A 22,579-nucleotide genomic window follows, 5' to 3' on the forward strand; every position below is an offset into this window, starting at 1 on the left:
GCGAAGGGCGGCGGGCGGCGGTGTCCGATGCCGGTCGCGGTGGATTCGTTCTCCGGCCCGCCTGGGTAGGGTGACCTTGACGGATGGAGGCGATCATGACGGCGGACCACCCCTCGAAGCCGACCGGTGACCAGCCCGGCACCTCGCCGGCGCACCACGACCACCACGAGTCGGTCCTGCTGGACGAGCCGAGCACGGCCGACCTGCGGGCCAAGGTCACCGAGGCGTGGCGGGAGTTCGCCCGGGCGCTCGCCGAACGGCTGCGCGAACTGCCCACCGGGGCGCAGCTCGAAGTGACCCTGGACCCGACCGCCTCCGGCACCGGCGACGCCGTCTACTCGATCAGTGTGGCCGTAGGTGAGCAGGGACGGCTGTCCGCGCGGGCGGTCGGCAACGCCACCCTGCCGCAGGGCTTCCGGCTGGACCGTGCCGCGGTGGCCGACATGATCGCGCTCGGCTGGTCGCCGCCCGGCGTGGTGGCCGGCTCCGGCGAGCGCTTCGGCCTGGACGGGTCGACCGGGGACGCCAGCAAGCTGGCCGGGCTGCTCTCCCGCACCCTGCGCGACGTGTACGGCGCACCGCACCCGGCCTTCCTGGTCTATCTCAGCCAGGACGCCGAGGGGGAGCCGTTGCCGATCGAGGCGCTCGGCACCGCACGCAGCGAGTTCGGCCCCGACCGGGACGTCGAGGCCGACCTGGACGAGGCGCTGGCCGCCGCCGCGAACGCCCAGAGCGAAGATCAGGAGGTGCTGGACCTGCCCGAGCGGGTCCGGACGGTGGTGTCGACGATGCTCAAGTCGACCTCCGAGCACCTCCAGATCGACTCCGACGGGGACATCAACATCCGGGCCGGGTCGGCGATGGTCTTCGTCCGGGTGCGGGACAATCCACCGCTGGTGGACGTCTTCTCGCCGGTGCTGACCGAGGTCGAGCCGACGGAACGGTTGTACGTGAAGCTCTCCGAGCTGACCAACCGGATGCCGATCGGCCGGTTGTACTGCGCCGACGACACGGTGTGGGCGTCCATCCCGGTCTTCGGGCGCAACTTCCAGGCCACCCACCTGATGCTGGCCGTGCAGGTGATGACGGGGCTCGCCGACGAACTCGACGACCGGTTGCACGGCGAGTTCGGCGGCAAGCGGTTCTTCGGCGAGGGCGACAAAGCGAGCCGGGGCGACACCGGGCACCGCACCGGCATGTATCTCTGATCCACCGCCGCGCCGGGCCGCAGGCGCGCCGGTCCGCCGCGCCGGCCGGGTGTCAGGGGGTGGACGGGCCGACGCCTGGCGACTCGACCAGCCGGGACAGCACGATGGTGCTCCGGGTGGAGGTGACGAACGATTCCGCCCGCAGGCGTTCGAGCGCCTCCTCCAGGTGGGAGATGTCGGCGGCCCGCAGGTGCACGAGCGCGTCGGCCTCACCGGAGACGGTGTACGCGCCGACCACCTCGGGGTGCCGGCGGGCGGCCACCCCGAGCTGGGTGGGGGTGGTCCGGCCGGCGCAGAACAGCTCGACGAACGCCTCGGTGGTCCAGCCGACGGCCGCCGGGTCGACCACGGCGGTGAAGCCCCGGATCACCCCGGTGGCCCGCAGCCGGTCCACCCGTCGCTTGACCGCCGGAGCGGAGAGTGACACCCGGGCGCCGATGTCCGCGTACGAGGTTCGGGCGTCCGCCACGAGCAACGCAATGATTCGCTGGTCGACCGCGTCTATCTGCAACGTTCCGCCTCGGGGAAGCAATGGTTCTGGCTGTTACCAAAGTTCTACGCTACCTACCCTTGGTGACCGTGAACCAGCAGCGCGTCCCGCGAAAGCGGACATATCTCATGTGTGCCCCGGAGCACTTCGCGGTCGAGTACGCCATCAACCCGTGGATGGACCTCACCGTCGGCGTCGACGTGGCACTGGCGGTCGATCAGTGGGACCGGCTGCGGCACACCCTGGTGGACCTCGGTCACGACGTGCACGTGCTCACCCCGCAGGCGGGGCTGCCGGACATGGTCTTCGCGGCCAACGGCGCCTTCGTGGTGGACGGGACGGTCTACGGGGCGCAGTTCAAGCACGAGCAGCGGGCCGCCGAGGCCGCCGCGCACCGGGAGTTCTACCAGAAGCACGGCTGGCACTTCATCGCGCCGAGCGAGACCAACGAGGGTGAGGGCGACTTCGCCTACCTGCCCGAGGCGCACGGCGGGCTGATCCTCGCCGGGCACGGGTTCCGCACCGAGCTGCCGGCGCACGCCGAGGCACAGGAGGCGCTGGGGCGTCCGGTGGTGTCGCTGCGCCTGGTCGACCCGCGTTTCTACCACCTGGACGTGGCGCTCGCCTCGATCGACGACGGCAACGTCGCGTACTTCCCGGGGGCGTTCTCGGCGGCCAGCCAGCGGGTGCTCGCCCAGCTCTTCCCCGACGCGGTGCTCGCCGACGACGAGGACGCGCTGGCCTTCGGCCTGAACCTGGTCAGCGACGGGGCGAACGTGGTGCTCAACAGCGACGCGACCCGGCTGGCCGGCAAGCTCAAGGCGGCCGGCTACACCCCGGTCCCGGTGGAGCTGGCCGAGTTGAAGAAGGGCGGCGGCAGCGTCAAGTGCTGCATCGCCGAGCTGCGCCCCTGACCGGCTCCGGCACCACGAGGGGCCGGCCCGACCGGGGCCGGCCGGCTCAGCCCAGGGTGGCGATCTCGTTGATCAGGACGTTGGAGAGCAGCCGGCCGTCGAACTGCACCTTGCGCAGGTACCACTTCTGCTGCGGGGTGCGCGGCTGGTTGAACTGCCACGGGCCGCGCGGGCTGTCGATCTGACCGATCTTGCCCAGCGCCAGGTTGACCTGCTGCGCGGTCGGCTCGGCACCGGCCAGCCGGATCGCCTTGTCGAGCACCTGCGCGGCGTCGTACGAGGCCATCGCGTAGGTGGTGGGCGAGACGTTGTAGGTCTTCCGGTAGGCCGAGGCGAAGATCCGGTTGGCGTTGTTGTTCAGGTCGGCCGAGTAGTTCAGCGCGGTCTGGATGGTGCCGGCCTTGAGGCTCTCGTCCGCGTTGACCAGGGTCGACCGCAGGTCGGTGAGGATGTTGCCCTCGGTCAGGAAGCCGGGCGCGTAGATGTCACCGAACCAGCGGCTGCGACGCAGTTGCCTGATGAACTGCTCACCTGCGGTGCCGGAGTAGAAGCAGAAGATTCCGTCCGGCTGGCGGCTGAGCGCCTCGTCGATCTGCGCGCGGAACTCGTTGTCGCCGGGGGCGGGGTTGGCGGTGGTGAGGATGGGGTCACCGATGATCCGGGGGTCGTCGGTGCCGAAGCCGTCCCGGAAGCCGTTGATCACGTCCTGGCTGGCGGTGCCCTCGGGGGCGACGATGGCGAGCCGGCTTCCGGCGGGAAATGTTCGCCGCAGGTACGACCCGAGCGCCCGGCCGGGCTCGTCCAGCACGTACGACGTCCGCCAGATGTAGACGACGCTCTGCAGGCTGGGCGGGGAGGCGTTGGACCCGATGAGCGGCACCCGGGCCTTCTCCACCGCGTCCCTGATGCCGGACATCACTGTCGAGTTGACCACGCCGGTCATGGCGAGCACGTTCTGGGCGAGCAGGTTGTCGACGGCGGCCTGGCCGCTCTTGGCGTTGTCGCCCTCGTCGACGGCCACCACCGTCGTCGGGTGGCCGCCGAGCTGCTGCCCGTTCATCGCCAGGAAGAGCTGGAAGCCGTTCTCGATGTCGATGCCGATCGTCTTGCCGTCGCCGTTCTCCGGCCGGATCAGCCCGATCTTGATCGGCTTGCCCGGGGCCGGCGTCTCGGTGTCGTCCGTGCCGCAGGCGGCGACGAGTCCGGTCGTGCCGAGCGCGGCCAGCAGTTGAAGGGCCCGCCTGCGGTTCATCTGCGACACCGAAATCCTTCCGGGAGCATTGCCGGGCGTCACCGCCCCTCCGGCGTTCTACCTGGTGGGCGACCCTGCGTCAATGGATCTTGATCTTCAAGCAACGACTGCAACGCAGCCCTTACCTGGGGCCAGGCCGCCGAGAGCGGGTCGATCAACCCGAAGTGCTCGCATTCCGGCAGCTCAATGAGGGTGACCGGGGCGCCGGCGGCCCGTGCGGTGGCAGCATATGACCTGCTCAGGGCGGCCGGTACCTGGCGGTCCCCACCGCCGTGCAGGATCACCGTCCGTGTCCGTTGCGGCACCGAAAGGCAGGGGTCGGCCACCGCGTACCGCTGCGGGTGTTCGGCCGGGCCGCCGCCGAGCAGCGCGGCCACCGCCCCCGAATCCAACCCCAGCCGGTACGCCTCGGCGAGGTCGGCGACCGGGGCCAGCGCCAGCACCCCGGCCACGTCCTGCGGAGCGTGCGCCGCCACGTGCAGCGCGAGCTGCCCACCCGCCGAGTGCCCCAGCAGCAGCGGCGGCCCCGGCGCGACCAGCCCCGGCAGCGCCTGCGCCACCAACCCGGGCAGCGCCGCCACCCCGGCCCGGACGTCGGTCAGCGTGTTCGGCCAACCACCGCCCGGCTGGCCGGTGCGCCGGTACTCCAGCTGAGCCACCGGCCAACCCGCCTCAGCCAGGGCGGCGGCGAGCGGGCCGGTGTGGGTGCGGTCGTACTCGGCCCGCCAGAAGCCCCCGTGCACCACCGCCACCAGCGGCCGGACCGGACCACCACCGGCCGGCCGGCGCAGGTCGACGAGCTGCTCCGGCTGGTCGCCGTAGGCGACGGTCAGGTCCGGCGGCGGGGCGGGCCGGCTGAGCACCGCCCGGGGGTCGTGGGACATGCCGGCGACGGTAGCGCGGCTGGTGGCGGTCCGGGTGGGTGCGACGGGAGCGGGTGGGTAAGGATGGGGCCATGACCGAAGCGCACCCCACTGGACAAGCTGACGAGCCGGGCCGCCCCGACGGGCAGTCGGGCACCCTGGTCGTGGTCGGCCCGGACGGCCGCCCGGTCGGCACCATGCAGACCGACGAGGCCGGCGAGGACCCGACCCGCCTGGTCGAGCAGCCGGCCAAGGTGATGCGGATCGGCAGCATGATCAAGCAGCTGCTGGAGGAGGTCAAGGCCGCCCCGCTCGACGACGCCAGCCGGCACCGGCTGCGGGAGATCCACCAGCGGTCGATCGTCGAGCTGAAGGAGGGCCTCGCCCCCGAGCTGCGCGAGGAGCTGGAACGGCTCTCGCTGCCGTTCGCCGAGGACCAGGCGCCCAGCGAGGGCGAGCTGCGGATCGCCCACGCCCAGCTCGTCGGCTGGCTGGAAGGGCTCTTCCACGGCATCCAGGCCACCCTGGTGGCCCAGCAGATGGCCGCCCGGATGCAGCTTGAGCAGATGCGCTCCGGTGGCCGCCCCGCCCTGCCCAGCGGCCCCGGCGGCGGGATGATCCCCGGCATGCCCGGCATGGGCCAGCCCGGTGGCGAGGGCCACAACACCGGCCAGTACCTCTGAGCTCAGCCCACCCCGAAGACCTTCTCCAGGTACGCCGCCACACCGTCGGCGGTGTTCGCCCCGGTCACCTCGTCGGCGATCTCCAGCACGGCGGGGTGTGCGTTGGCCACCGCCACCGCGCGCCCCGCCCAGGTGAGCATCGGCACGTCGTTGGGCATGTCCCCGAAGGCGAGCACGTCGGCCTGCGCCACCCCGACCCGGGCCGCGTACCAGGCCAGCCCGGCGGCCTTGGTCACCCCGGCGGCGGAGATCTCCACCAGCCCGCTGTACGACGAGTGGGTCGCCTCGGCCAGCCCCTCCAGGGCCCCCGCCACCACCTGCACGAAGGCGTCCGGGTCCTGGGTGCCGGCGCGGGCCAGCAGCTTCACCGCCGGCACCGAGGCCAGCTCCTCCGGCGACTCGACCGCCCGGATGGCCTCGTGGTCGGCGTCCCAGCGCAGCGGGTAGTGCGCCTCGTGCCGCATCTCCCGGCTGTCCACGATCTCCACCGCGAAGCTGACCTCCGGCACCGCCGCCCGCAGCCGGCGGGCCACCTCGGCGAGCAGTTCCGGGGCCAGCGGGTCGGCCCGCAGCACCTGATCGGTGTCCGGGTCGTAGACCACCGCGCCGTTGGCACAGATCGCCGGCAGCGGGGCTGCGAGCTGGTCGTACACCAGTTGGAGCCAGCGGATCGGGCGGCCGGTGACCAGCACGACGGGGGTGCCCGCCGCGGCGATCCGCTCCAGCACCGCCGCCGTACGCGCGCTGAGCCGGCGCTCGTCGCCGAGCAGGGTGCCGTCGATGTCGCTGGCGACCAGCCGTGGTGTCTCTGCCATCACCGGGAGAGTAGCCGGTCGAGATAGACCGCCACCCCGTCGTCGTCGTTGCGCAGGGTCACCTCGTCGGCGGCGGCCCGCACCAGCGGATGCGCGTTGGACACGGCCACCCGGGACCAGCCGGCCCAGGCGAACATCGGCAGATCGTTGGGCATGTCCCCGAAGACCAGCACGTCCGCCGGGTCGACGCCGAGCCGCTCGGCGACCACGGTCAGCCCGCTGGCCTTGTCCACCCCGGCCGGGGTGATCTCGACGAAGCCGAGCCCGGCCTGGGTGAGGGTGGCGACCTGCGGCGGGACGATCCGGCGGGCGGTGGCCAGCAACTCGTCCACGTCATGGTCGGCGGTCCGGACGAACGCCTTGATCACGTCGAGGGCGAGACATTCCGCCCGAGTCCGCGCCTCGAACCGCTCCGGGTAGGGCCAGGCCGGGTGGTAGTCGCCCCAGAGCGGCGCGTCGTGCTCGTCGGACCCCTCGACCATGACGGTCAGCGGGCCGACGGCGGCCTCCAGGTCGGTCAGCAGACCGGCCAGCACCTCGGCGGAGAGGCGCTCGTCGCGCAGCACCACCGGGCCGGTCGGGTCGCTCTGGTCCACCACGCAGCCACCACCGGCCATCACCAGGAAGTCGGCGGCCCGGATGTCGTTGCGGGTGAGTTCCTTCAACCGGGGGCCGCGGCCGGTGGCGCCGACCACCGGGATACCGGCGGCCCGCACCCGGTCGAGCACCCCGTGGGTGTACGCCGAGACGGTGTCGTCGCTGCGCACGAGCGTGCCGTCGAGGTCGGTGGCGATGAGTTTGGGCAGTCCCGGGCGGGTCATCGTTCCTCCTTGCCCGCCGCCGTCCGTACCGGTCGTCCGACCCGGTGTGACGGCGGGCAGCAACCGTACCTCGCCGTCCGGGTCGCAACCATGGCTTCCGGGCGAATCAGCAGGCAACGCCCGGTGACCGCCGCGCGGCCCTCGGCCGGGACGCGGTCACGCTGACCGGATTCGGGCCCGGCGGGTTCAGGGGTGCGGTTCGCGGCGGGCGAACGGGACCGTCGGGGTGACGGTCAGGCCGGCGGGCGCGGCCGGCCGCTCGTCGTCCCCGTCCGGGTCGACCCCGTGCCGGTCCACCGCGTCCGGGTCGGCCCGCGGCCCGACGGCGTCGGCCGGCGGACCGTCCGGCTGCGCGACGGCGGTGAGCAGCGCCGCCCCGACCAGCGCGACCGCGACGAAGGCCATCACCAGGCCCCGGCCGTAGTCGACCCGGAACCCGTCCTCCGGGGAGTAGAACAGTGCCCGCTGGCCCGAGTCGTCCAACGAGAAGGCGGTGACGGTGAGCAGGACCGCCAGGGCGCCCGCCACCGCCAGCCCGGCCACCCGGGCGTCGTGCCGGACCGCCGGCCGCCCGCGCAGGGTCAGCGCCACCGCGACGCTGAGCAGCAGGAGCCCCACCAGGTAGGCGATCCCGAAGCCGCCCACCTCGGCCACGCCACCGGGCACCCGGATGGTGCCGCTGCCCTCCGGACCACCGTTCGGCACGGTCATCACCAGCCACTCCCCGGCCATCGACGCCGTGGCGGCGACCGCGCCGAGCAGTGCCAGCACCGGGGGCAGCCGCCGGTCCCGGCGCAGCGCGGCGGGCCAGTGCCCGAACCGTGCGCCGGCCGGTCGTGCGGGGTCACCCCACTCCAGCACGGGGGTGTCGTCCGAGCGGTCGTCCTGTCTCGGGATGGGGAGATCCTGGGACATCGGCCACCTTCCGCGTCGCGGGCCTGACCCGCATCATCCCACGCCGGTACGCCCCGACCCGGCAGCGCCGACGCCCCGAAACGCCGTACGTCGGCCGCCGCCGGGCCCGCCGGGTCGGTCGCCGCGGGCGGGGCTTTCGACTAGCGTTCGGGTATGCCTATCCGTACCGCATCCGCACGTTGGCAGGGCAACCTCACCGAGGGCGCCGGGACCGTCCGCACCGGCAAGGGTGGCCTGGAGGGGAACTACTCCTTCAAGTCGCGCTTCGAGGAGGGCGAGGGGACCAATCCGGAGGAGCTGATCGGGGCCGCCCACGCGGGCTGCTTCTCGATGGCGCTCTCCAAGCAGCTCGCCGACGCCGGGGTGTCCGGCACCTCGGTGGAGACCACCGCGAAGGTGCACTTCGACAAGACCGACGCGGGCATGACCGTCACCCGGATCGACCTGGAGACCGTCGGCCAGGCCCCGGGCCTGGACGAGGCCCAGTTCACCAAGCTGGCCGAGGCCGCCAAGGAGGGCTGCCCGATCTCCCGGCTGCTCTCCCCCGGCGCGCAGATCAGCCTCACCGCCCGCCTCGCCTGATCCGTCCCGTCCGCGTCCGGCCCGCGGGCCGGACGCGGACGGGGTACCGGCGGCGCGCTACGGGACCGGTGGGCGGCCGGCCGGTCGGGCACAATGGGTGAGGTGCCCGTGGAGATGAGCCGTGAACGCTTCGAGGAGCTGGTCGGCGAGGCCCTCGACGAGGTGCCCGAGGAACTGCTCCGGCTGATGAGCAACGTGGTCATCCTGGTCGAGGACGACCCGCCCCCCGGGGAGGACCTGCTCGGCCTCTACGAGGGGCACGCGCTCACCGAACGAGGCTGGAACTACTCGGGCGTGCTGCCCGACCGGATCTTCATCTACCGCCGGCCGATCCTGCGGATCTGCGCCACCGAGGACGACGTGGTCGACGAGGTGGCGGTGACCGTGGTGCACGAGATCGCCCACCACTTCGGCATCGACGACGAGCGGTTGCACGCGTTGGGCTGGGGCTGAGCCCGCCACTTGCCGCGTCCGGCCGGTCGTCTGCGCGCACCTGACCGGTTCCGTGCGCGGAGCCGGGCTTGCCCGCCGCTCGGCCGATGCAACGGGTTGCGGGGGCTGCCTACCGTGTGGTGAGCACACCCCCAATCAGGAGGAAGACCCAATGCGCAGCGCGCTGTTCTCCGCGGAGAACCTGGAGAAGGAGTCCGCCCAGCCCGGCATGCGGCTGCAGAACTCCAAGATGTTGAAGATCGAACTCAACGGCGAGGCGATGGCCCGGGTCGGGTCGATGGTCGCCTACCAGGGGCAGGTGCAGTTCCAGGCGTTGGGCTCGGGCGGCATCGGCAAGTTCATCAAGCAGCGGCTCACCGGCGAGGGCGTGCCGCTGATGAAGCTCAGCGGCCACGGCGACGTGTTCCTGGCCGAGCTGGCCAAGGACGTGCACATCATCGACCTGGAGCCGGGCGACGCGCTGTCGATCAACGGGTCCAGCGTGCTGGCCTTCGACTCCACCCTGTCGTACGACATCAAGATGGTCGGCGGCGCGGGAATGGCCTCGTCGGGCCTGTTCAACTGCGTGTTCAGCGGCTACGGCCGGATCGCCATCACCACCAAGGGCACCCCGGTCGTGCTCAACGTCGACGCGCCCACCTACGTCGACCCGCAGGCGGCGGTGTGCTGGTCGGCCAACCTCCAGACCGGCTACCACCGGGCCGAGCAGCTCGGCCTGGGCACCCTGCTCGGCCGCAGCACCGGTGAGGCGTTCACCATGAGCTTCGCCGGCCAGGGCTTCGTCGTGGTCCAGCCGTCCGAGGAGCCGCCGGTCCAGGGCAGCGGCGGCCAGCAGCAGCAACAGGGCCTGCTCGGCGGCCTGCTCAGCTGATCTTCGCGACGTGGGGCGGTCCCGGCCGGGACCGCCCCACGGTCGTCTGCGCGGCCGGACCGGTGCGGTCCGCACCCGGTGCCGCACCGCCGCCGGGGCCCCGGTCGCGCGGGCTCAGCTCAGCTCGCCGGCGCGCAGCCGGGCCAGCCAGGCCGCCGCGTCGGTGTAGTCGGTGTCCGAGAGCCCGGCCGGCGCGGGGACCGGCCGGTCACCCGCCGCGTCGGCCCACCGGTGCCGGGGGTACGACCCGAGGAACCGCACCTCGGCACAGACCCGCCGCAGCCCCTGCAACGCCTCACCGAGCCGGGCGTCGGCCACGTGACCGGTGCAGTCGAGGAAGAAGACGTACCGGCCCAGCGCCTCCCCGGTGGGGCGGGACTCGATCCGGGTCAGGTTGACCCCCCGCACGGCCAGCTCCATCAGCACCGACAGCAACGCGCCCACCCGGTCGTGGGCGATGGAGACGGCAAGCGACGTGACGTCGTCGCCGGTGGGCGGCGGGGGCGGGCCGGGGCGGGACAGCAGGGCGAACCGGGTCACCGCGTCCGGGTGATCGGCGATCTTGTCGGCGAGCAGGGTCAGCCGGTGCCGGGCCGCCCCGATCGGGGCGCAGATCGCCGCGTCGTACTCGCCGCCGGCCGCGCCGGCCGCCGCCGCGCCGTTGGACAGCACGTCGATCACGGTGGCGTCGGGCAGGTGCGCGCGCAGCCAGTTGCGGCACTGGGTGGACGCCTGCGGGTGGGCGGCCACGCTGCGCACCCCGACCAGGTCGGTGCCGGGGCGGGCGCCGAGCACGAACTCCACCGGCAGGATCACCTCGCGGGTGATCACCAGCGGGTCCCCCTCGGCCAGCTCGTCCAGGGTCACCCCGACCGCACCGCCGATCGAGTTCTCCATCGGCACCAGCGCCGCGTCCGCCTCACCGGCCCGTACGCTCTCCAGCGCCTCACCGACGCTGCGGGCGGGCGTACGACTGCCGCGCTCGGCGGCCGGGACGGTGCGCAACGCCTGCTCGGCGAAGGTGCCCTCGGGGCCCAGGTAGACGTAGCGGGTAGGCGGTGTTCCGGGCATGCCGCCCAGCCTACGCACCCGGCGGCAGCCCGGTCCCGGTGTCGCAGGCCAACGTCCGGATGGCGGGCGGCGCGACGGCCTTCACCTCGATCGAGCAGACGTCCGTACCGGCGGTGACCAGCCGCAGCGCGCCCGGCTCCCCCCGGCTGACCGCCTGGAGTTCCTCGTGCCCGCTGACCGACAGCACGGTGTACTGCCAGCCGTCGGCGCACAGCGGCCCGTCGACGGCCCGCACCGACACGTCGCGGGGCAGCACGTTCCCGCGGAGCAACCCGATCACCCGGTCGGCCGAGGGACGGCCGGCACAGGCCTCCGCGACCGTCGCGACGGTGGGGCTGGGCAGCGTCGTCGTCGGCGGCAGGGTGGGGGTCACCGGCAGGGCGGGGGGCGGCGTCGTCGGCGGCAGGGTCACGGCCGGCGTGGGTGGGGCGACCGGGGCCGGCAGTCGGGGTTCGGGCGGGGCCGCGCAGCCGGTGAACGGCGACACCGCGAGCAGGGCCACGGCGATCCGGGCGGCGACCGGCCGCCGGTACGGGGGACGGTGGGCGGGGTCAGGCGGCACGGGCCGGTCCTCGGGGGCTTCGGGCGCGGGGGGCGTCGCGACGGGGTCCGGCCTCACGGACCGTGGGAGGGGGCCGGTCGTGTGGCCGGTGGGGTGAGCCCATCGTAGGAAAAACCGCCCGCCCGGTGAAGGCCGGCGCGACGTCCGACGCGGGGCGGGCCGGCGTGGGGCGGTGCCGGTCAGATCGGGGAGAAGAAGGTGAGTGAACCGGTGACCGAGCCGCCGGTGAGCATCGGGGTGGAGACGGCGTCGACGGTGGCGTAGGTGCTGGCGTCGCCGGCGGGCTGCACCCGCAGCAGCCCCCGGGCGAGTCGACCGGAGTGCAGGGCGAGCAGCGGCGGGATCTTGTCGGTCTCCTGCTCGGGCAGCTCGTGCCGGGCGGCGGTGAAGTCGAGCAGCCGCAGCCCTCCTTCGAGCAGCGGCAGGCCGACCACGTCCTCGGGGGCGCCGAGGCAGAGCAGTTCGCAGCCGGCGGCGGAGATGGCCACCACGAGGGTGTCGGCGTCGATCAGCAGGCAGGGCTCCTCGGCGTGCGAGACGCTCGCCGACCACTTCCCGACGTTGTCGCACCCCGGCCCTGTCGGCGTCCGCGCCGCCGGCACGAACACGTCCGGGAGCGAGAGTTCGACGTGGGCCACCGCGCCTCCTAGGTACACCGACGGTCTGTCCACGCTAGCCGGTCTTCGTGACGGTCGCCGACCGCGCGGGAGCCACCGGCCGCCGGTGGATGGATCATGTGCCCTGGTGGGCGGCCGGCGACGGCGCGGACCGGCATGTCGGGGGGACCGGTACCGCGGGGCGTCGCCGGTGACGTTACCGGCGACCTGCCGGCTTGTCAGCGGCCGTTCGGCCCTCGTCGTACCACCGGTAGTCGCCGGTGGGACGGTAAGTGCCGTTGTGCCAGGTCTGCGGGGCCTGGGCGACCCGGGACAGCTTCTCGGCGGTGGCCGGGCTGATCCGGTTGCCTCCGGCGACGAGGAGCCGGTCGAGCTCCCGGTGGGTCGCCATCATGCAGTCCTTCGGCAGGCCGTAGACGCTGATGACGCCGGAGCCGACGAACGTCAGCACCGGCGTCACCGGGATCGGCAGCCCGACCGCCTGGGTGAGCGCCTTGCTGGCCCGCTTGGCGTCCCGCCGGGCCTCGGCCACGTACGGCGGGCGCTTGCCGTTGATCTGCACCACGTCCCCGGCGACCAGCACCCGGGCCCGGCCGTGGTCGGCGATGCTGACCGCGAAGAGCCCGCTGGGGCCGATGGCGAGGAACCCGGCGCGTTCGTCCTGACCGTGCTCGCGCAGGACGTCGGCGACGTCGGTGCGCGGCCACTCGATGACGTGCCAGGCGGGGCCCAGGTGGTCGAGCTGACCGAGCGCCCGCGCACCGGCGGCCTCCAGCCGGCGGGCGCCCCGCTCGGCCCGACGTCGACGTGCCCACTCCAGTGGGGTCGGACGTACCGGGTCGAGAGCCGCGGACCCGTCGGGACGGGGGTGCGGCACCGTCACGGGCGGCAGTGCCCGGGTGGGTACGGCTCGACGAGCGGGAAAGACAGTCATCGCGACCTCCGGCAAAAGGTCCCTCGAAAGTTATGTTCTCACTACCCTACGTCGCCACTGTGGGGGTACGGCAAGTTGGAACGCCGGAATGAGTGCGGATGAATGCCATATTCATCCGCAGTTCTTCCGCTGAAGATCGTTCATCACTGTCCTACGCTGCGGGGGTGACCCACTACGTGGACAGCGAGGTCGGTCGACTCGGCACGGTGCTGTTGCACCGACCGGGCCGGGAACTTGCCCGCCTCACCCCCCGCAACAACGACTCGTTGCTCTTCGACGCTATCCCATGGGTCGGCCGGGCCCAGGAGGAGCACGACGCCTTCGCCGCCGAGCTGCGCGGACGGGGCGTGGAGGTGCTCTACCTCGCCACCCTGCTCGCCGAGACGCTCGCCGTCGCCGAGGCCCGCACCGAACTCACCGAGCAGGTGCTCGCGTCGCCCCGGCTCGGCGACACCCTGCGCCGCCGGGTCGCCGACCACCTCACCTACCTCGACCCCGCCGCGCTCGCCGACGTGCTCATCGCCGGCCTCGCCCACGAGGAGGTGCGGATCAGCGCCGAGCGTCCCGGTGGTCTGGTCTGGACGATGATGGACCGCCACGAGTTCGTCATCGACCCGCTGCCCAACCTGCTCTTCACCCGGGACTCGTCACTGTGGATCGGCGACCGGGTCGGGGTCACCAGCCTCGCCATGCCGGCCCGCCGCCGGGAGACCACGCTGACCGACGCGATCTACCGGCACCATCCCCGTTTCGTCGGCACCAGAACCGTCTACCACCCGGGCCTGGAACACCTCGAAGGCGGCGACGTGCTGCTGCTCGCCCCCGGGGTGCTCGCCGTCGGGGTGGGCGAGCGGACCACCCCGGCCGGTGCCGAACGACTGGCCCGGCAGGTCTTCGCCGCCGGCCTGGCGCACACCATGCTGGTGGTGCCGATCGCCCAGGAACGGGCCACCATGCACCTCGACACCGTGTGCACCATGGTCGACGTCGACGCGGTGCTGATGTACCCCAACGTGGCCAGCACGCTGTCCGCGTACACGGTGATCGCCGGGCCGGACGGCGAGCCCCGGGTGGACGGCCCCGCGCCGTTCCTGCGCGCGGCGGCCGACGCGATGGACCTCGACCAGCTCCGGGTGATCGACACCGGCCTGGACCCGGTGACCGCCGAACGCGAACAGTGGGACGACGGCAACAACACCCTCGCCCTGGCCCCCCGGCTCTGCGTCGGCTACGAACGCAACGTGGAGACCAACGCCCAGCTGGAGCGCGCCGGCATCGAGGTCATCCCGATCGCCGGTTCGGAGCTGGGTTCCGGCCGGGGCGGCCCCCGCTGCATGTCCTGCCCGCTGGTCCGCGAGCCGCTGCACCCGACGGCCGGCTGAACCGCCCCACCCAGGGCGGCCCGGCCGGCGGGCTAGCGGAGGGTGAGCTGGCGGCCGAGCAGGCCCTGACGGGCCCGGCGGCCGGCGGCGTCCAACGGCTCCTTCTCGGCCAGCGCGTCGGCGTACCGCTTGGCGAACGCGGCCACCGGCTCCTCCCACTCGGCGGCCGGGACGTCCTCCGGCAGGTCCCACACGGGTGCCAGCCGGCCGTGCGCCCGGAACATGCCGGCGAACTTCGTGCCCTCGCCGAGGGTGAGCGCACCGGCGGCGGAGAGCCGGGAGAGCGCGTCCAGCGCGGCGTCCTCGTCGTCGCCGAGCACCCAGCGCACGTGCGCCTTCTCCGGCACCTGGCACCAGTAGGCGGCCCGCGCGGCGGCCAGCTTCACGGTCGGGTAGATCGCCGCGTTCGCCCGCTCCAGGGACGCCTGCACGGTCGGGTCGTCGGCCGCGCCCGGGTCGAGCCAGAACTCGAAGCCGTCGTGCATCGTGATCTCCAGCGGACCGTCCACCAGGATGTCCTGCAGGCGCGGGCCGGGACCCGGCAGCGGCGGCACCGTCACCGCCCCGCCCGGCTCGGTACGCAGCGCGCAGAGCAGCGCGTCGGCCAGGTCCCGGGAGACGTCGCCGGACTGCTGGTGCCGCTGCAGGCCGATGAACACCCGACCGTCCGGCTTGGTCATCGCCGGGGCGGCCATCGGCAGCACGGTCGCCAGGACGACCGGGCGGTCGCCGTGCTCCTCCACCAGGTCCGGGGTGAGCCGCAGCGGTGCCGAGGCGGCCGGTACGAGTTCGCGCAGGGCGATCCACTCCGGCTCGTCCACCAGCCCCTCGAACGGACGGGGGACGAAGACGTCCCGGATCTTCTCCCGGCGGGGAGCGGTCTCGGCGCGCTGGTTCTTTCGACGCTTGCTCACGGCGAGACAGCCTAGAGGCCGGCGGGCGGCGGTGGGGGAAGGACCCGCCCCGGTCAGCCGGCGGCGACCAGGTCCGGCCGGCAGTCGGCGGGGTCGAACTCGGCCCAGACGCTCTGCCCCAGACCGTCCCGGTCGACCCCCCAGCGGCTGGCCAGCCCGGCGACGATGTGCAGGCCCCGGCCGTCGACGGCGTCCGTGCCCGCGGACCGCATCCGGGGGCCGGCCCCGGCGCCGCCGTCGGTCACCCGGACGGACAGGCCCGGCCCGGTCCGGGTCGGGCGCAGCCGCCAGGCCACCCGGACCACCCCGCCGGGCAGCGGGTCGGCGTGCCTAACCGCGTTGCCGACCAGTTCGGCCAGGACAGCCACCAGGTCGGCGAGGAGCGGTGGGGGCACCAGGTCGGCGAGTTCGTCGGCGAGCCGGTGCCGGGCCAGCCGCGCGCCGGTGGCGTGGTGGGGGACCACCACACACCACGCACGCTCGGCTCGTCCCGTCGACACTCCGGCTCCTTCTCGGCCCGTGCCCGCGGTGGGTCGTCCGGCCCACCGGGCGGCTCACCCGCGGGGGAGCCGCACCTCTGCGACGGTACCGCCACCGTCGCGTGGACGTAGGGATACCCATCCATTCTGCTGTTCAACGATCCGGCGGACGAGATAGAGGCCGAGCCCGGCACCCGGATAGGCCCGCCGGTCGCCGGACTCGCCCTGCCAGAACCTGTCGAAGGCGCGTTCGACGTGCTCCGGCCGGATGCCCACCCCCCGGTCGGTCACCCGGAACGACACGGTCTGGTTGTCGGCCGACGCGAACACCTCGATCGGGGAGTCCGCCGGCGCCCACTTGCCCGCGTTGGTGCACAGTTCGGTCAGCACGGTGGTCAGGCTGCGTCGGTCCCCGAGGGCCTTGGGCAGGTCGGCCGGCGCGTGCAGGAACAGGCGTCGGCGCAGGTCGCCTGGGAGGTCCAGGACCGCCGCGCGCAGCGCCTCACCGAGGTCGAACGGGACGGCCGGCTCGCCGTCGGAGCGTACGTCGGTGGCCGAGGTGAGCAGCCGGTCGACCAGCCGGGCCAGTTCGTTGGCCCGTTGACCGATCACCCGGGCCGCCTGCCGCCGGTCGTGGTCGGTCAGCGACTCCCAGTGGTCGGTGAGGGTGTCGGCGTATCCCTTGATCACGGTGACCGGGGTGCGCAGCTCGTGGCTGGTGACCGCGACGAAGAGGTCCCGGTCGGACTCCCGGCGTCGCTGGTCGGTGATGTCGCGGAAGGTGATCACCCGCAGCGTGCCCGGCCCGACCAGCTCGCCGGTGGTGATCCGCAGCCACCGCCCGTCCGGGAGTTGGTGGTCGAGCACCTGGCCGGCGGGCGGGAGCGGGAACGGCAGCGGGCGGTTCATCGCGTCACCGGCGCTGCGCCCGGTGACCTGGGTGGCGGCCGGGTTCCACAGCCGGACCCGACCGTCCCGGTCGACCACGGCCAGGCCGTCGGCGAGGGCCGCGACGACCGGGCCGTCGCCGTGCACCGGCAGGCCGCTCTGGTCGCCGTACATGTGGGCGATGCAGGAGGCGAGGTAGCCGAGGGTGGCGTGCTGGACGCGGTCCTCGGTCTCGTCGTCGTCGGCGTAGAGGGCGTGCAGGGTGCCGACGGTGAGCCCGTTGAGTTCGGCGCGGGCGACGATCATGCGGCGCAGGCCGTTGCCGACCAGTTCCGCGGCGAGCGGACCGTCGAGGTGGTCCAGCCGGGCCTGCCGGACCCGGGGCCCGGTGAGCAGGCAGACGGTGGCCGGGTCGGAGGCGGGCAGCGGGCGGCCGACGCTCCACTCGGCGCAGCCGCTGGCGGCGATCACCCGGCCGCCGGTCGGGGCGAACTCGACGAAGGCCACGCAGTCCGCGCCGAGCGTGGGGCGGGCCGCCCGGAGCAGCGAGGTGAGCACCGGCAGTCCGGCCTCACCTGAGTTGATCATCTCGATCACCGCGCCGTGGTCGGCGATGAGGGTGGCGAGATCAGGGCGCTCCGGCATGCCCCGAGTCTGCCCCGTACCGGGCGGTTCGGGCACCCCCCGCAGGTCACCCGGCTCCGGCAGCCGGTGCCGGCCCGAACCACCGGCGTCGGCCGGGGACCGGTGTGAGCCGGGCGTCACCGGCCCAGCCGGGCCAGGGTGTGCGCGGGCCGGTCGGTGATCACCCCGTCCACCCCCGCGTCGAGGACCAGCTCCAGGTCGGTGGGCTCGTTGACCGTCCAGACGTACACCGGGTGGCCGGCGGCGCGCAGTGTGGGCACCAGCTCCGGGCGGGCTCGGACCAGGCCGATGCCCGGCCCGGCGATCCGCGCCCCGAACGGCAGCCGGCCGAGCCGCAGCCAGCGCGGCAGCACCTCCAGCAGCAGCACGGTCGGCAGCGCCGGGGCCAGTTCACGCATCCGGCGTACCGCCAGCGGGGAGAACGACATCACGGTGACCTGCACCGGGTCGTCCGGGCCCGGCTCGGCCAGCCCGTGCCTGCGCAGCATGGTCACCAGCCGGCGCTCGACGTCCCCCCGGTAGCGGGACGGGTGTTTGGTCTCCACCAGCAGCTTCACCGGGCGGCCGGAGTCGCGGACGGCGGTCAGCAGCCGGTCCAGGGTGAGCAGCCGGGTGTGCGTGTCGTCAAGCGCCTCGTCACCGTCGGCCGGGGCGCAGCCGGGATGCCAGGAGCCGAAGTCCAGCGTCTCCAGCTCGGCCAGGGTGCGGGCGCTGACCAGGCCGTCACCGTTGCTGGTCCGGTTCAACCGCCGGTCGTGTACGCAGACCAGGTGCCCGTCGCGGGTCAGCCGGACGTCGCACTCCAACCCGTCGGCGCCCTCGTCGAGGGCCCGCAGGTAGGCCGCCAGGGTGTGCTCGGGCAGGTCCGCCGACGCGCCCCGGTGCGCGAAGACCAGTGGATCAGCCATGCTGCGCCGCTCAGATGACCTGGCCGGGCTGCCCGTCCCCGGTGACGACCGGCCTGCCGACGGCCGCCCACTGCCGCATCCCGCCGTCGGCGTTGCGGACCTGCTCCCAGCCGTTGCCGAGCAGGTAGCCGACGACCTGGGCGGAGCGCCCGCCGGAGCGGCAGATCACCGCGACGTCGCGGTCGGTGGGCACCTCGGCGAGCCGGGCCGGCAGTTCCATCATCGGTACGTGGTGCGCGCCGGGCGCGTGGCCCGCCGCCCACTCGTCGTCCTCGCGGACGTCGAGCAGGTAGGTGTCGTCGTCGATCGCGGTCACGGGGACACTGGGAACCTGGGATCCGAACACGGTCGAAAGCCTAGATCCTCGGTGCCGGCGAGGGCACGTCGGCGCTCGGCGTGGCGACCTGTCGACGGCATGGGGGTCAGAGCCGGTTGACCCAGCGCGGGTTGGCCCGGGACCAGTCGGGCAGCCGGTGGGTGCGGACGGCCTCGAAGAGCCCGCCGCCGCCGTTGTCGAGCACCACGTACGAGACGCCGTCGATGGTCTGCGGGTAGGACGGGAGCTGCACCCCGCGCAGCGCGTCGGCGGGCAGCGACCGCAGGGCGAACAGCAGCTCGTCCAGGGGCACGCCGTTGGTGTCGACGGTGAGCGCGCTGCCGACCGCCCGCAGCACCCGGTCGAGTTGCACCGGGTCGGTGCGCAGGTGGGTCTCGCCGGCGCGGTCCATCATCGCCCGCAGCATCTGCTGCTGGTGGCGCTGCCGGTCGTAGTCGCCGTTGGGCAGGTCGTAGCGTTGCCGGGCGTAGTCCAGCGCCCGTGCGCCGTCCATCTGCTGGCAGCCGACCGGGAAGACGACGCCGGTGTGGATCGAGCGGACCTCGGTGTCGACGCACATCCGGATGCCGCCGAGCAGGTCGATGACGCGTCGGAAGCCGGCGAAGTCGACCAGGGCCGCCCCGTCGAAGCGGATGCCGGTGAGCCGGGTCAGGGTGGCCGAGAGCAGGCGGGTGCCGCCCTCGCCGCCGCCGCCGTGCTCGTACGCTGCGTTGATCTTGTCCTGGCCCCCGGCGTAGCCGGCGCCGTCGGGGGGGATGTCGACCAGCAGGTCCCGGGGGACGGAAATCAGGTACGCCTGCCGCAGGCCGGGCGGTACGTGCACGATCAGGATGGTGTCCGACCGCTGGTCCGGGCCGGGCGCGCCGGGGCGTCGGTCGGAGCCGACGATCAGGTAGTTGAGCCCGGTGTCCAGCTCGGTGCGGGCCTGCCGGGCGTCGGGGGAGAGCAGTTGCTCCTTGCTGACCGTGCGCTCGTAGCGGTGGGCGAGCAGCCGTACCCCGACCACGGCGAGCCCGGCGAGCAGCACCAGGGCGAGGCCGACGCCGAGCAGGGCCCGTGGCCAGTGTGCCCTGCGCCGGCCGGGAGGCGGTGTGCCCCGCCCCCGGTCGGATCGCGCTGACCTGGCCGTGACGTCCTCCCCGTGGCCGCAACGTGAATGTCTCTCACGTCAGGCTACGGTGGGCCGGCCGGCTCCCGGGCCGGTTCGCCGCGACTACCGACCGGTCACTTCCGGGTGGACAGCACGCTCGGGTTGGCGTACACGAACTCGCCGAGCTTGTCTTCCTTGATCGCCTGGAACATGTCCAGGGTCTGCTGGCTGAGCGCCTCGCGGTTGTTGGCGTTGCCGTTGAACGTGCCACCGTTGGTCCGCAGCATGGTCAGCTCGTTGGCGGTGACCCCGCGCATGGTGAAGACCAGGTCGGCCACCGGTACGCCGCCGGTGTCCAGGATGAACGCCTTGCCGGCCGCCTTGATCAGCTGGTTGACCTTGACCGGGTTGGTCATCATGCCCTTGTCGGTGGCCTTACGGGCCATCGCCTTGATCAGCTGCTGCTGGTTCTGCTGCCGGTCGTAGTCGCTGTTCGGCAGGCCGTAGCGCTGCCGCGAGTAGTCGAGCGCCTGGAGGCCGTTCATCTCCCGGCAGCCCTTCTTGTAGACCACCGGGGTCATCGGCCGGCCGGTCTTCTTGGCGTCGGCGTTCCACATCTGCTTGCCGTCGACCATCATCATGTGGTGCGACTTCACCTCGTGGCTGACGCAGATGCGCACCGTGCCGAGGGTGTCGATGACGTTCTTGAAGCCACCGAAGTTGATGATCGCGGCCCCGTCGAAGCTGACCCCGGTCATGTTCTTGATGGTCTGGGCCATCAGCTGGGCGCCGCCCTCCCAGCCGCCGCCGTTGCGCGCGCCGGCCTGGAACGCCGCGTTGATCTTGTCGGTGCCGCCCTTGAACCCGCTCTTCTTGAACGGCGGGATCTGCGCCTCGGTGTCCCGGGGGATCGAGACCAGGTACGCCTGGTCGTGGCTGGCCGGGATGTGCAGCACGATGATGCTGTCCGAGCGGACGTCGTCGGCGGCCCAGCGCTCCCGGGCGTCCACGCCGAGCAGCAGCATGTCGATCGGGCCGTCGAGGTTGGCGCCGCCCTCGGCCTCGGTCTTGCCCGCCCCGCCGAGCAGGTTGCGTTGGGCGATGTTGCCGGTCGCCTGACTGATCAGCGCCTTGCTGCCGACGATCGCCACACCGCTGGTCAGCATCAGCACCGCGCCGAAGACCACGGTCAGCCGCGCCCAGAGCGGGTCCTTGCGCCGGGCGCGCTTGCGGGCCGTGGCGGAGGGCCGACCGCCGCGACCGCCCGTTGACGGGACGGCGGCCGACGCCCGGTAGGGGTCGGCGCTCGGCGGCGATGGGCGGGGGCTGGTCTGAACCGGCATGCGTGCTCCAGCTCGCGTGATCGGGGGGCGGGACCACTTTACGTACCGCTTCCCGGCAAGGCGAGGTCGTCACACGCACAAATCCCAGACAACCTGACCTTTAGCCCCATGATTCATCCGTTCGGGCGAATCGATGCGACCGGATGGCCGTTGGCGTCCGATGATCAAGCGTTCCGGAAATGACCTCTGATGACGTTCGTCGAAATCTGTCGGACACACGGGGGCGGGCCGTGACCGCCCGCCCCCGTCGGGCGACGCCTCAGTTGCCGTTGCCGGCGTCCGCCTTCTTGTCGGCCGCCACCCAGTCCGCCATCGTGTCGGCGGACATCGCCTTGTACATCGCCAGCGCCTTCTCCCGGTCGGAGACCACCACCGACTCCCCGTTGATGGTGTCGCTGCCGCTGTTCGGGCTGGTGAGGAAGGTCAGGTTCTCCCCGCGCAGGTTGCGGAACTGGATGGCCATGTCGCCGAGGGAGAAGTCGTTGTCGACGGTCACCGCGGCGGTCACCGACTGTAGGAACGCGTTCAGCTTCTTGGGGTTGGTCAGCGTGCCCGTGCTGGCCGCCTTGTCCATCAGCGCCCGCAGGAACTCCTGCTGGTGGCGCATCCGGGCGAAGTCGCCCTGGGGGAACTGCTTGCGCTGGCGGATCCAGTCCAGGGCCGTCGCGCCGTCCATGTGCATGGTGCCCTTGGTGAACTTCCGGTACGGCTTGTGGATCGAGGTGATGCTCCGCTCCACCTTCAGGTCGACCCCGCCGAGCGCGTCGGTGACCTCCTTGAAGCCGCCGAAGTCGATCGCCATCACGTTGTCGATCCGGACGTCGGTGAAGCACTCCACGGTGCGTACCGCAAGCGGCAGGCCACCGAAGGCGAACGCAGCGTTGATCTTGGCACGCTGACCGGAGTCGCAGGCCGCGCCCGCGTTCTCGGGGATCGGCACGTACAGGTCACGCGGGACGGAGACCAGGTAGGCCGACTTGTGGTCCGCCGGGATGTGCATGACGATCAGCGTGTCCGCCCGCCACTCGCCGGGCTTGTCGACCGCCGCATCCGGGTCCCGCGAGTCCGTGCCGACCAGCAGGATGTTGAGCGCCCCGTTGACCGCCTTCGCCGGCCGGCCACCGGTGATCTCCGAGAACGGGTCGGTGCGGGCCAGGTCCTCGTTGAGGTTGCGGGTGTAGAACCAGGCCCCGATCCCACCGAGCAGCGCCACCACCAGCACCGTCACACCGGCCACCAGGGCGATCCGCCCCCAGCGCGGGCGCGGTCCACGCCGGCCGTAGTTCCCCGGCCCGCCCGGCCCCGAGGGTGTGCCGGGACCGCCCGGCCCGCCCGACCGGGGCTGACTCTCCTGGTGCGACGGGTACCACTGCGCGTCGGACGCCCGGGCGCGCCCGGTGGGGCCCCGGTCGGTGCCGGGCACCGAGGCCCGGCCCGCGCCGCGGTGCAGGTAAGGGAGCGAGGCGCCGGCTGACGAGGTCGCTGACATGCGTTTCAGCGTACGTAGGCGGGTCGAGCGTTCGCTGAATGTGAAGCCCGCCG

The 22,579-nt window shown here is 73.0% G+C and carries 25 protein-coding genes; 7 read left to right on the forward strand and 18 right to left on the reverse strand.

All coding sequences use genetic code 11. The features are described 5' to 3' along the window. Positions 1-95 precede the first annotated feature (95 nt). The gene (locus tag ACN265_RS31550) at positions 96-1,208 is read left to right on the forward strand and encodes a T3SS (YopN, CesT) and YbjN peptide-binding chaperone 1 (RefSeq protein ID WP_204925469.1); all 1,113 of its coding nucleotides are present in this window, start codon (positions 96-98) and stop codon (positions 1,206-1,208) included. A 52-nt stretch (positions 1,209-1,260) separates the two neighbouring features. Here ACN265_RS31550 and ACN265_RS31555 read toward each other — a convergent pair whose 3' ends face one another. Next, the gene (locus tag ACN265_RS31555) at positions 1,261-1,719 is read right to left on the reverse strand and encodes an Lrp/AsnC family transcriptional regulator (protein WP_204925468.1); all 459 of its coding nucleotides are present in this window, start codon (positions 1,717-1,719) and stop codon (positions 1,261-1,263) included. 59 nt (positions 1,720-1,778) lie between these two features. Between ACN265_RS31555 and ddaH the strand changes: the two genes are divergently transcribed. Beyond that, positions 1,779-2,612 (forward strand): dimethylargininase, encoded by an 834-nt coding sequence (gene ddaH, locus ACN265_RS31560; RefSeq protein WP_420118355.1) that lies wholly within the window; start codon positions 1,779-1,781, stop codon positions 2,610-2,612. 46 nt (positions 2,613-2,658) lie between these two features. Here ddaH and ACN265_RS31565 read toward each other — a convergent pair whose 3' ends face one another. Beyond that, complete coding sequence (locus ACN265_RS31565; RefSeq protein WP_421410990.1) at positions 2,659-3,873, reverse strand: ABC transporter substrate-binding protein; 1,215 nt, start codon at positions 3,871-3,873, stop codon at positions 2,659-2,661. A 29-nt stretch (positions 3,874-3,902) separates the two neighbouring features. After that, positions 3,903-4,748 carry an alpha/beta hydrolase family protein gene (locus tag ACN265_RS31570; RefSeq protein WP_421410992.1) on the reverse strand — a complete coding sequence of 282 codons (846 nt, stop codon included), beginning with the start codon at positions 4,746-4,748 and terminating at the stop codon, positions 3,903-3,905. 71 nt (positions 4,749-4,819) lie between these two features. Here ACN265_RS31570 and ACN265_RS31575 point away from each other — a divergent pair, with 71 nt between their 5' ends. Continuing rightward, the gene (locus ACN265_RS31575; RefSeq protein WP_204925465.1) at positions 4,820-5,410 is read left to right on the forward strand and encodes a bacterial proteasome activator family protein; all 591 of its coding nucleotides are present in this window, start codon (positions 4,820-4,822) and stop codon (positions 5,408-5,410) included. A 2-nt stretch (positions 5,411-5,412) separates the two neighbouring features. On the opposite strand, the gene ACN265_RS31580 is transcribed toward ACN265_RS31575, so the two are convergent. The 3 genes from ACN265_RS31580 to ACN265_RS31590 form a co-directional block, all read right to left on the reverse strand. Further along, positions 5,413-6,225 (reverse strand): HAD family hydrolase, encoded by an 813-nt coding sequence (locus tag ACN265_RS31580; RefSeq protein WP_204925464.1) that lies wholly within the window; start codon positions 6,223-6,225, stop codon positions 5,413-5,415. Beyond that, positions 6,225-7,046, reverse strand: a complete 822-nt coding sequence (locus ACN265_RS31585; protein WP_421410996.1) for an HAD family hydrolase — start codon at positions 7,044-7,046, stop codon at positions 6,225-6,227. The genes ACN265_RS31580 and ACN265_RS31585 overlap by 1 nt, the downstream gene beginning before the upstream one ends. Before the next feature lie 186 nt (positions 7,047-7,232). Then, entirely contained in the window at positions 7,233-7,961 is a 729-nt protein-coding gene (locus ACN265_RS31590) for a hypothetical protein (protein ID WP_357924700.1), read from the reverse strand. Positions 7,962-8,114: 153 nt separating this feature from the next. Between ACN265_RS31590 and ACN265_RS31595 the strand changes: the two genes are divergently transcribed. From ACN265_RS31595 to ACN265_RS31605, 3 genes are all read left to right on the forward strand, one after another. Beyond that, positions 8,115-8,543 (forward strand): OsmC family protein, encoded by a 429-nt coding sequence (locus ACN265_RS31595; RefSeq protein WP_088643598.1) that lies wholly within the window; start codon positions 8,115-8,117, stop codon positions 8,541-8,543. 108 nt (positions 8,544-8,651) lie between these two features. Beyond that, a complete protein-coding gene (locus tag ACN265_RS31600; protein WP_204925639.1) occupies positions 8,652-8,996 on the forward strand; it encodes a metallopeptidase family protein in 345 nt (114 codons plus the stop codon). A 151-nt stretch (positions 8,997-9,147) separates the two neighbouring features. Then, complete coding sequence (locus ACN265_RS31605; protein ID WP_088643597.1) at positions 9,148-9,867, forward strand: AIM24 family protein; 720 nt, start codon at positions 9,148-9,150, stop codon at positions 9,865-9,867. A gap of 114 nt (positions 9,868-9,981) precedes the next feature. Here the strand turns inward: ACN265_RS31605 and pheA are convergent, their stop codons facing one another. The 4 genes from pheA to ACN265_RS31625 form a co-directional block, all read right to left on the reverse strand. After that, a complete protein-coding gene (pheA, locus tag ACN265_RS31610) occupies positions 9,982-10,938 on the reverse strand; it encodes a prephenate dehydratase (RefSeq protein ID WP_204925461.1) in 957 nt (318 codons plus the stop codon). 10 nt (positions 10,939-10,948) lie between these two features. After that, positions 10,949-11,500, reverse strand: a complete 552-nt coding sequence (locus tag ACN265_RS31615) for a hypothetical protein (RefSeq protein WP_421410999.1) — start codon at positions 11,498-11,500, stop codon at positions 10,949-10,951. 179 nt (positions 11,501-11,679) lie between these two features. After that, the gene (locus ACN265_RS31620) at positions 11,680-12,138 is read right to left on the reverse strand and encodes a hypothetical protein (RefSeq protein WP_204925460.1); all 459 of its coding nucleotides are present in this window, start codon (positions 12,136-12,138) and stop codon (positions 11,680-11,682) included. Between the two features lie 175 nt (positions 12,139-12,313). After that, positions 12,314-13,051 (reverse strand): hypothetical protein, encoded by a 738-nt coding sequence (locus ACN265_RS31625; RefSeq protein ID WP_204925459.1) that lies wholly within the window; start codon positions 13,049-13,051, stop codon positions 12,314-12,316. A gap of 164 nt (positions 13,052-13,215) precedes the next feature. Between ACN265_RS31625 and ACN265_RS31630 the strand changes: the two genes are divergently transcribed. Then, entirely contained in the window at positions 13,216-14,433 is a 1,218-nt protein-coding gene (locus ACN265_RS31630; RefSeq protein ID WP_204925458.1) for an arginine deiminase, read from the forward strand. 32 nt (positions 14,434-14,465) lie between these two features. Here ACN265_RS31630 and ACN265_RS31635 read toward each other — a convergent pair whose 3' ends face one another. The 8 genes from ACN265_RS31635 to ACN265_RS31670 all read right to left on the reverse strand — a co-directional run bounded on the left by ACN265_RS31635 (position 14,466) and on the right by ACN265_RS31670 (position 22,526). Continuing rightward, positions 14,466-15,347, reverse strand: coding sequence for a DUF5926 family protein (locus ACN265_RS31635; protein WP_204925457.1), 882 nt, complete (start codon positions 15,345-15,347; stop codon positions 14,466-14,468). Positions 15,348-15,400: 53 nt separating this feature from the next. Then, positions 15,401-15,847 carry an ATP-binding protein gene (locus tag ACN265_RS31640; RefSeq protein ID WP_372444587.1) on the reverse strand — a complete coding sequence of 149 codons (447 nt, stop codon included), beginning with the start codon at positions 15,845-15,847 and terminating at the stop codon, positions 15,401-15,403. Positions 15,848-15,901: 54 nt separating this feature from the next. Further along, positions 15,902-17,359, reverse strand: coding sequence for an ATP-binding protein (locus tag ACN265_RS31645; protein WP_204925456.1), 1,458 nt, complete (start codon positions 17,357-17,359; stop codon positions 15,902-15,904). Positions 17,360-17,475: 116 nt separating this feature from the next. Continuing rightward, positions 17,476-18,267, reverse strand: coding sequence for a glycerophosphodiester phosphodiesterase (locus ACN265_RS31650; protein WP_421411002.1), 792 nt, complete (start codon positions 18,265-18,267; stop codon positions 17,476-17,478). Between the two features lie 10 nt (positions 18,268-18,277). After that, positions 18,278-18,613: a rhodanese-like domain-containing protein gene (locus ACN265_RS31655; RefSeq protein WP_088643589.1), complete on the reverse strand. Its 336-nt coding sequence runs from the start codon at positions 18,611-18,613 to the stop codon at positions 18,278-18,280. A 76-nt stretch (positions 18,614-18,689) separates the two neighbouring features. Continuing rightward, positions 18,690-19,631, reverse strand: a complete 942-nt coding sequence (locus ACN265_RS31660) for an LCP family protein (RefSeq protein WP_421411004.1) — start codon at positions 19,629-19,631, stop codon at positions 18,690-18,692. A 197-nt stretch (positions 19,632-19,828) separates the two neighbouring features. Beyond that, positions 19,829-21,037: an LCP family protein gene (locus ACN265_RS31665; protein ID WP_357924687.1), complete on the reverse strand. Its 1,209-nt coding sequence runs from the start codon at positions 21,035-21,037 to the stop codon at positions 19,829-19,831. Positions 21,038-21,296: 259 nt separating this feature from the next. Next, entirely contained in the window at positions 21,297-22,526 is a 1,230-nt protein-coding gene (locus ACN265_RS31670; RefSeq protein WP_420116368.1) for an LCP family protein, read from the reverse strand. Between the last annotated feature and the right edge of the window lie 53 nt (positions 22,527-22,579).

The sequence above is a fragment of the Micromonospora sp. WMMD730 genome (assembly GCF_049178955.1).
GTDB lineage: Bacteria > Actinomycetota > Actinomycetes > Mycobacteriales > Micromonosporaceae > Micromonospora > Micromonospora wenchangensis.

Bases quoted from the DNA above. Each gene is read 5' to 3' on its own strand.
- ACN265_RS31585 (WP_421410996.1), bottom strand. From the start codon at position 7,046: ATGACCCGCCCGGGACTGCCCAAACTCATCGCCACCGACCTCGACGGC.
- pheA (WP_204925461.1), bottom strand. From the start codon at position 10,938: ATGCCCGGAACACCGCCTACCCGCTACGTCTACCTGGGCCCCGAGGGC.
- ACN265_RS31590 (WP_357924700.1), bottom strand. From the start codon at position 7,961: ATGTCCCAGGATCTCCCCATCCCGAGACAGGACGACCGCTCGGACGAC.
- ACN265_RS31575 (WP_204925465.1), top strand. From the start codon at position 4,820: ATGACCGAAGCGCACCCCACTGGACAAGCTGACGAGCCGGGCCGCCCC.
- ACN265_RS31665 (WP_357924687.1), bottom strand. From the start codon at position 21,037: ATGCCGGTTCAGACCAGCCCCCGCCCATCGCCGCCGAGCGCCGACCCC.
- ACN265_RS31650 (WP_421411002.1), bottom strand. From the start codon at position 18,267: ATGGCTGATCCACTGGTCTTCGCGCACCGGGGCGCGTCGGCGGACCTG.
- ACN265_RS31625 (WP_204925459.1), bottom strand. From the start codon at position 13,051: ATGACTGTCTTTCCCGCTCGTCGAGCCGTACCCACCCGGGCACTGCCG.
- ACN265_RS31550 (WP_204925469.1), top strand. From the start codon at position 96: ATGACGGCGGACCACCCCTCGAAGCCGACCGGTGACCAGCCCGGCACC.
- ACN265_RS31580 (WP_204925464.1), bottom strand. From the start codon at position 6,225: ATGGCAGAGACACCACGGCTGGTCGCCAGCGACATCGACGGCACCCTG.
- ACN265_RS31605 (WP_088643597.1), top strand. From the start codon at position 9,148: ATGCGCAGCGCGCTGTTCTCCGCGGAGAACCTGGAGAAGGAGTCCGCC.
- ACN265_RS31670 (WP_420116368.1), bottom strand. From the start codon at position 22,526: ATGTCAGCGACCTCGTCAGCCGGCGCCTCGCTCCCTTACCTGCACCGC.
- ACN265_RS31570 (WP_421410992.1), bottom strand. From the start codon at position 4,748: ATGTCCCACGACCCCCGGGCGGTGCTCAGCCGGCCCGCCCCGCCGCCG.
- ACN265_RS31595 (WP_088643598.1), top strand. From the start codon at position 8,115: ATGCCTATCCGTACCGCATCCGCACGTTGGCAGGGCAACCTCACCGAG.
- ACN265_RS31645 (WP_204925456.1), bottom strand. From the start codon at position 17,359: ATGCCGGAGCGCCCTGATCTCGCCACCCTCATCGCCGACCACGGCGCG.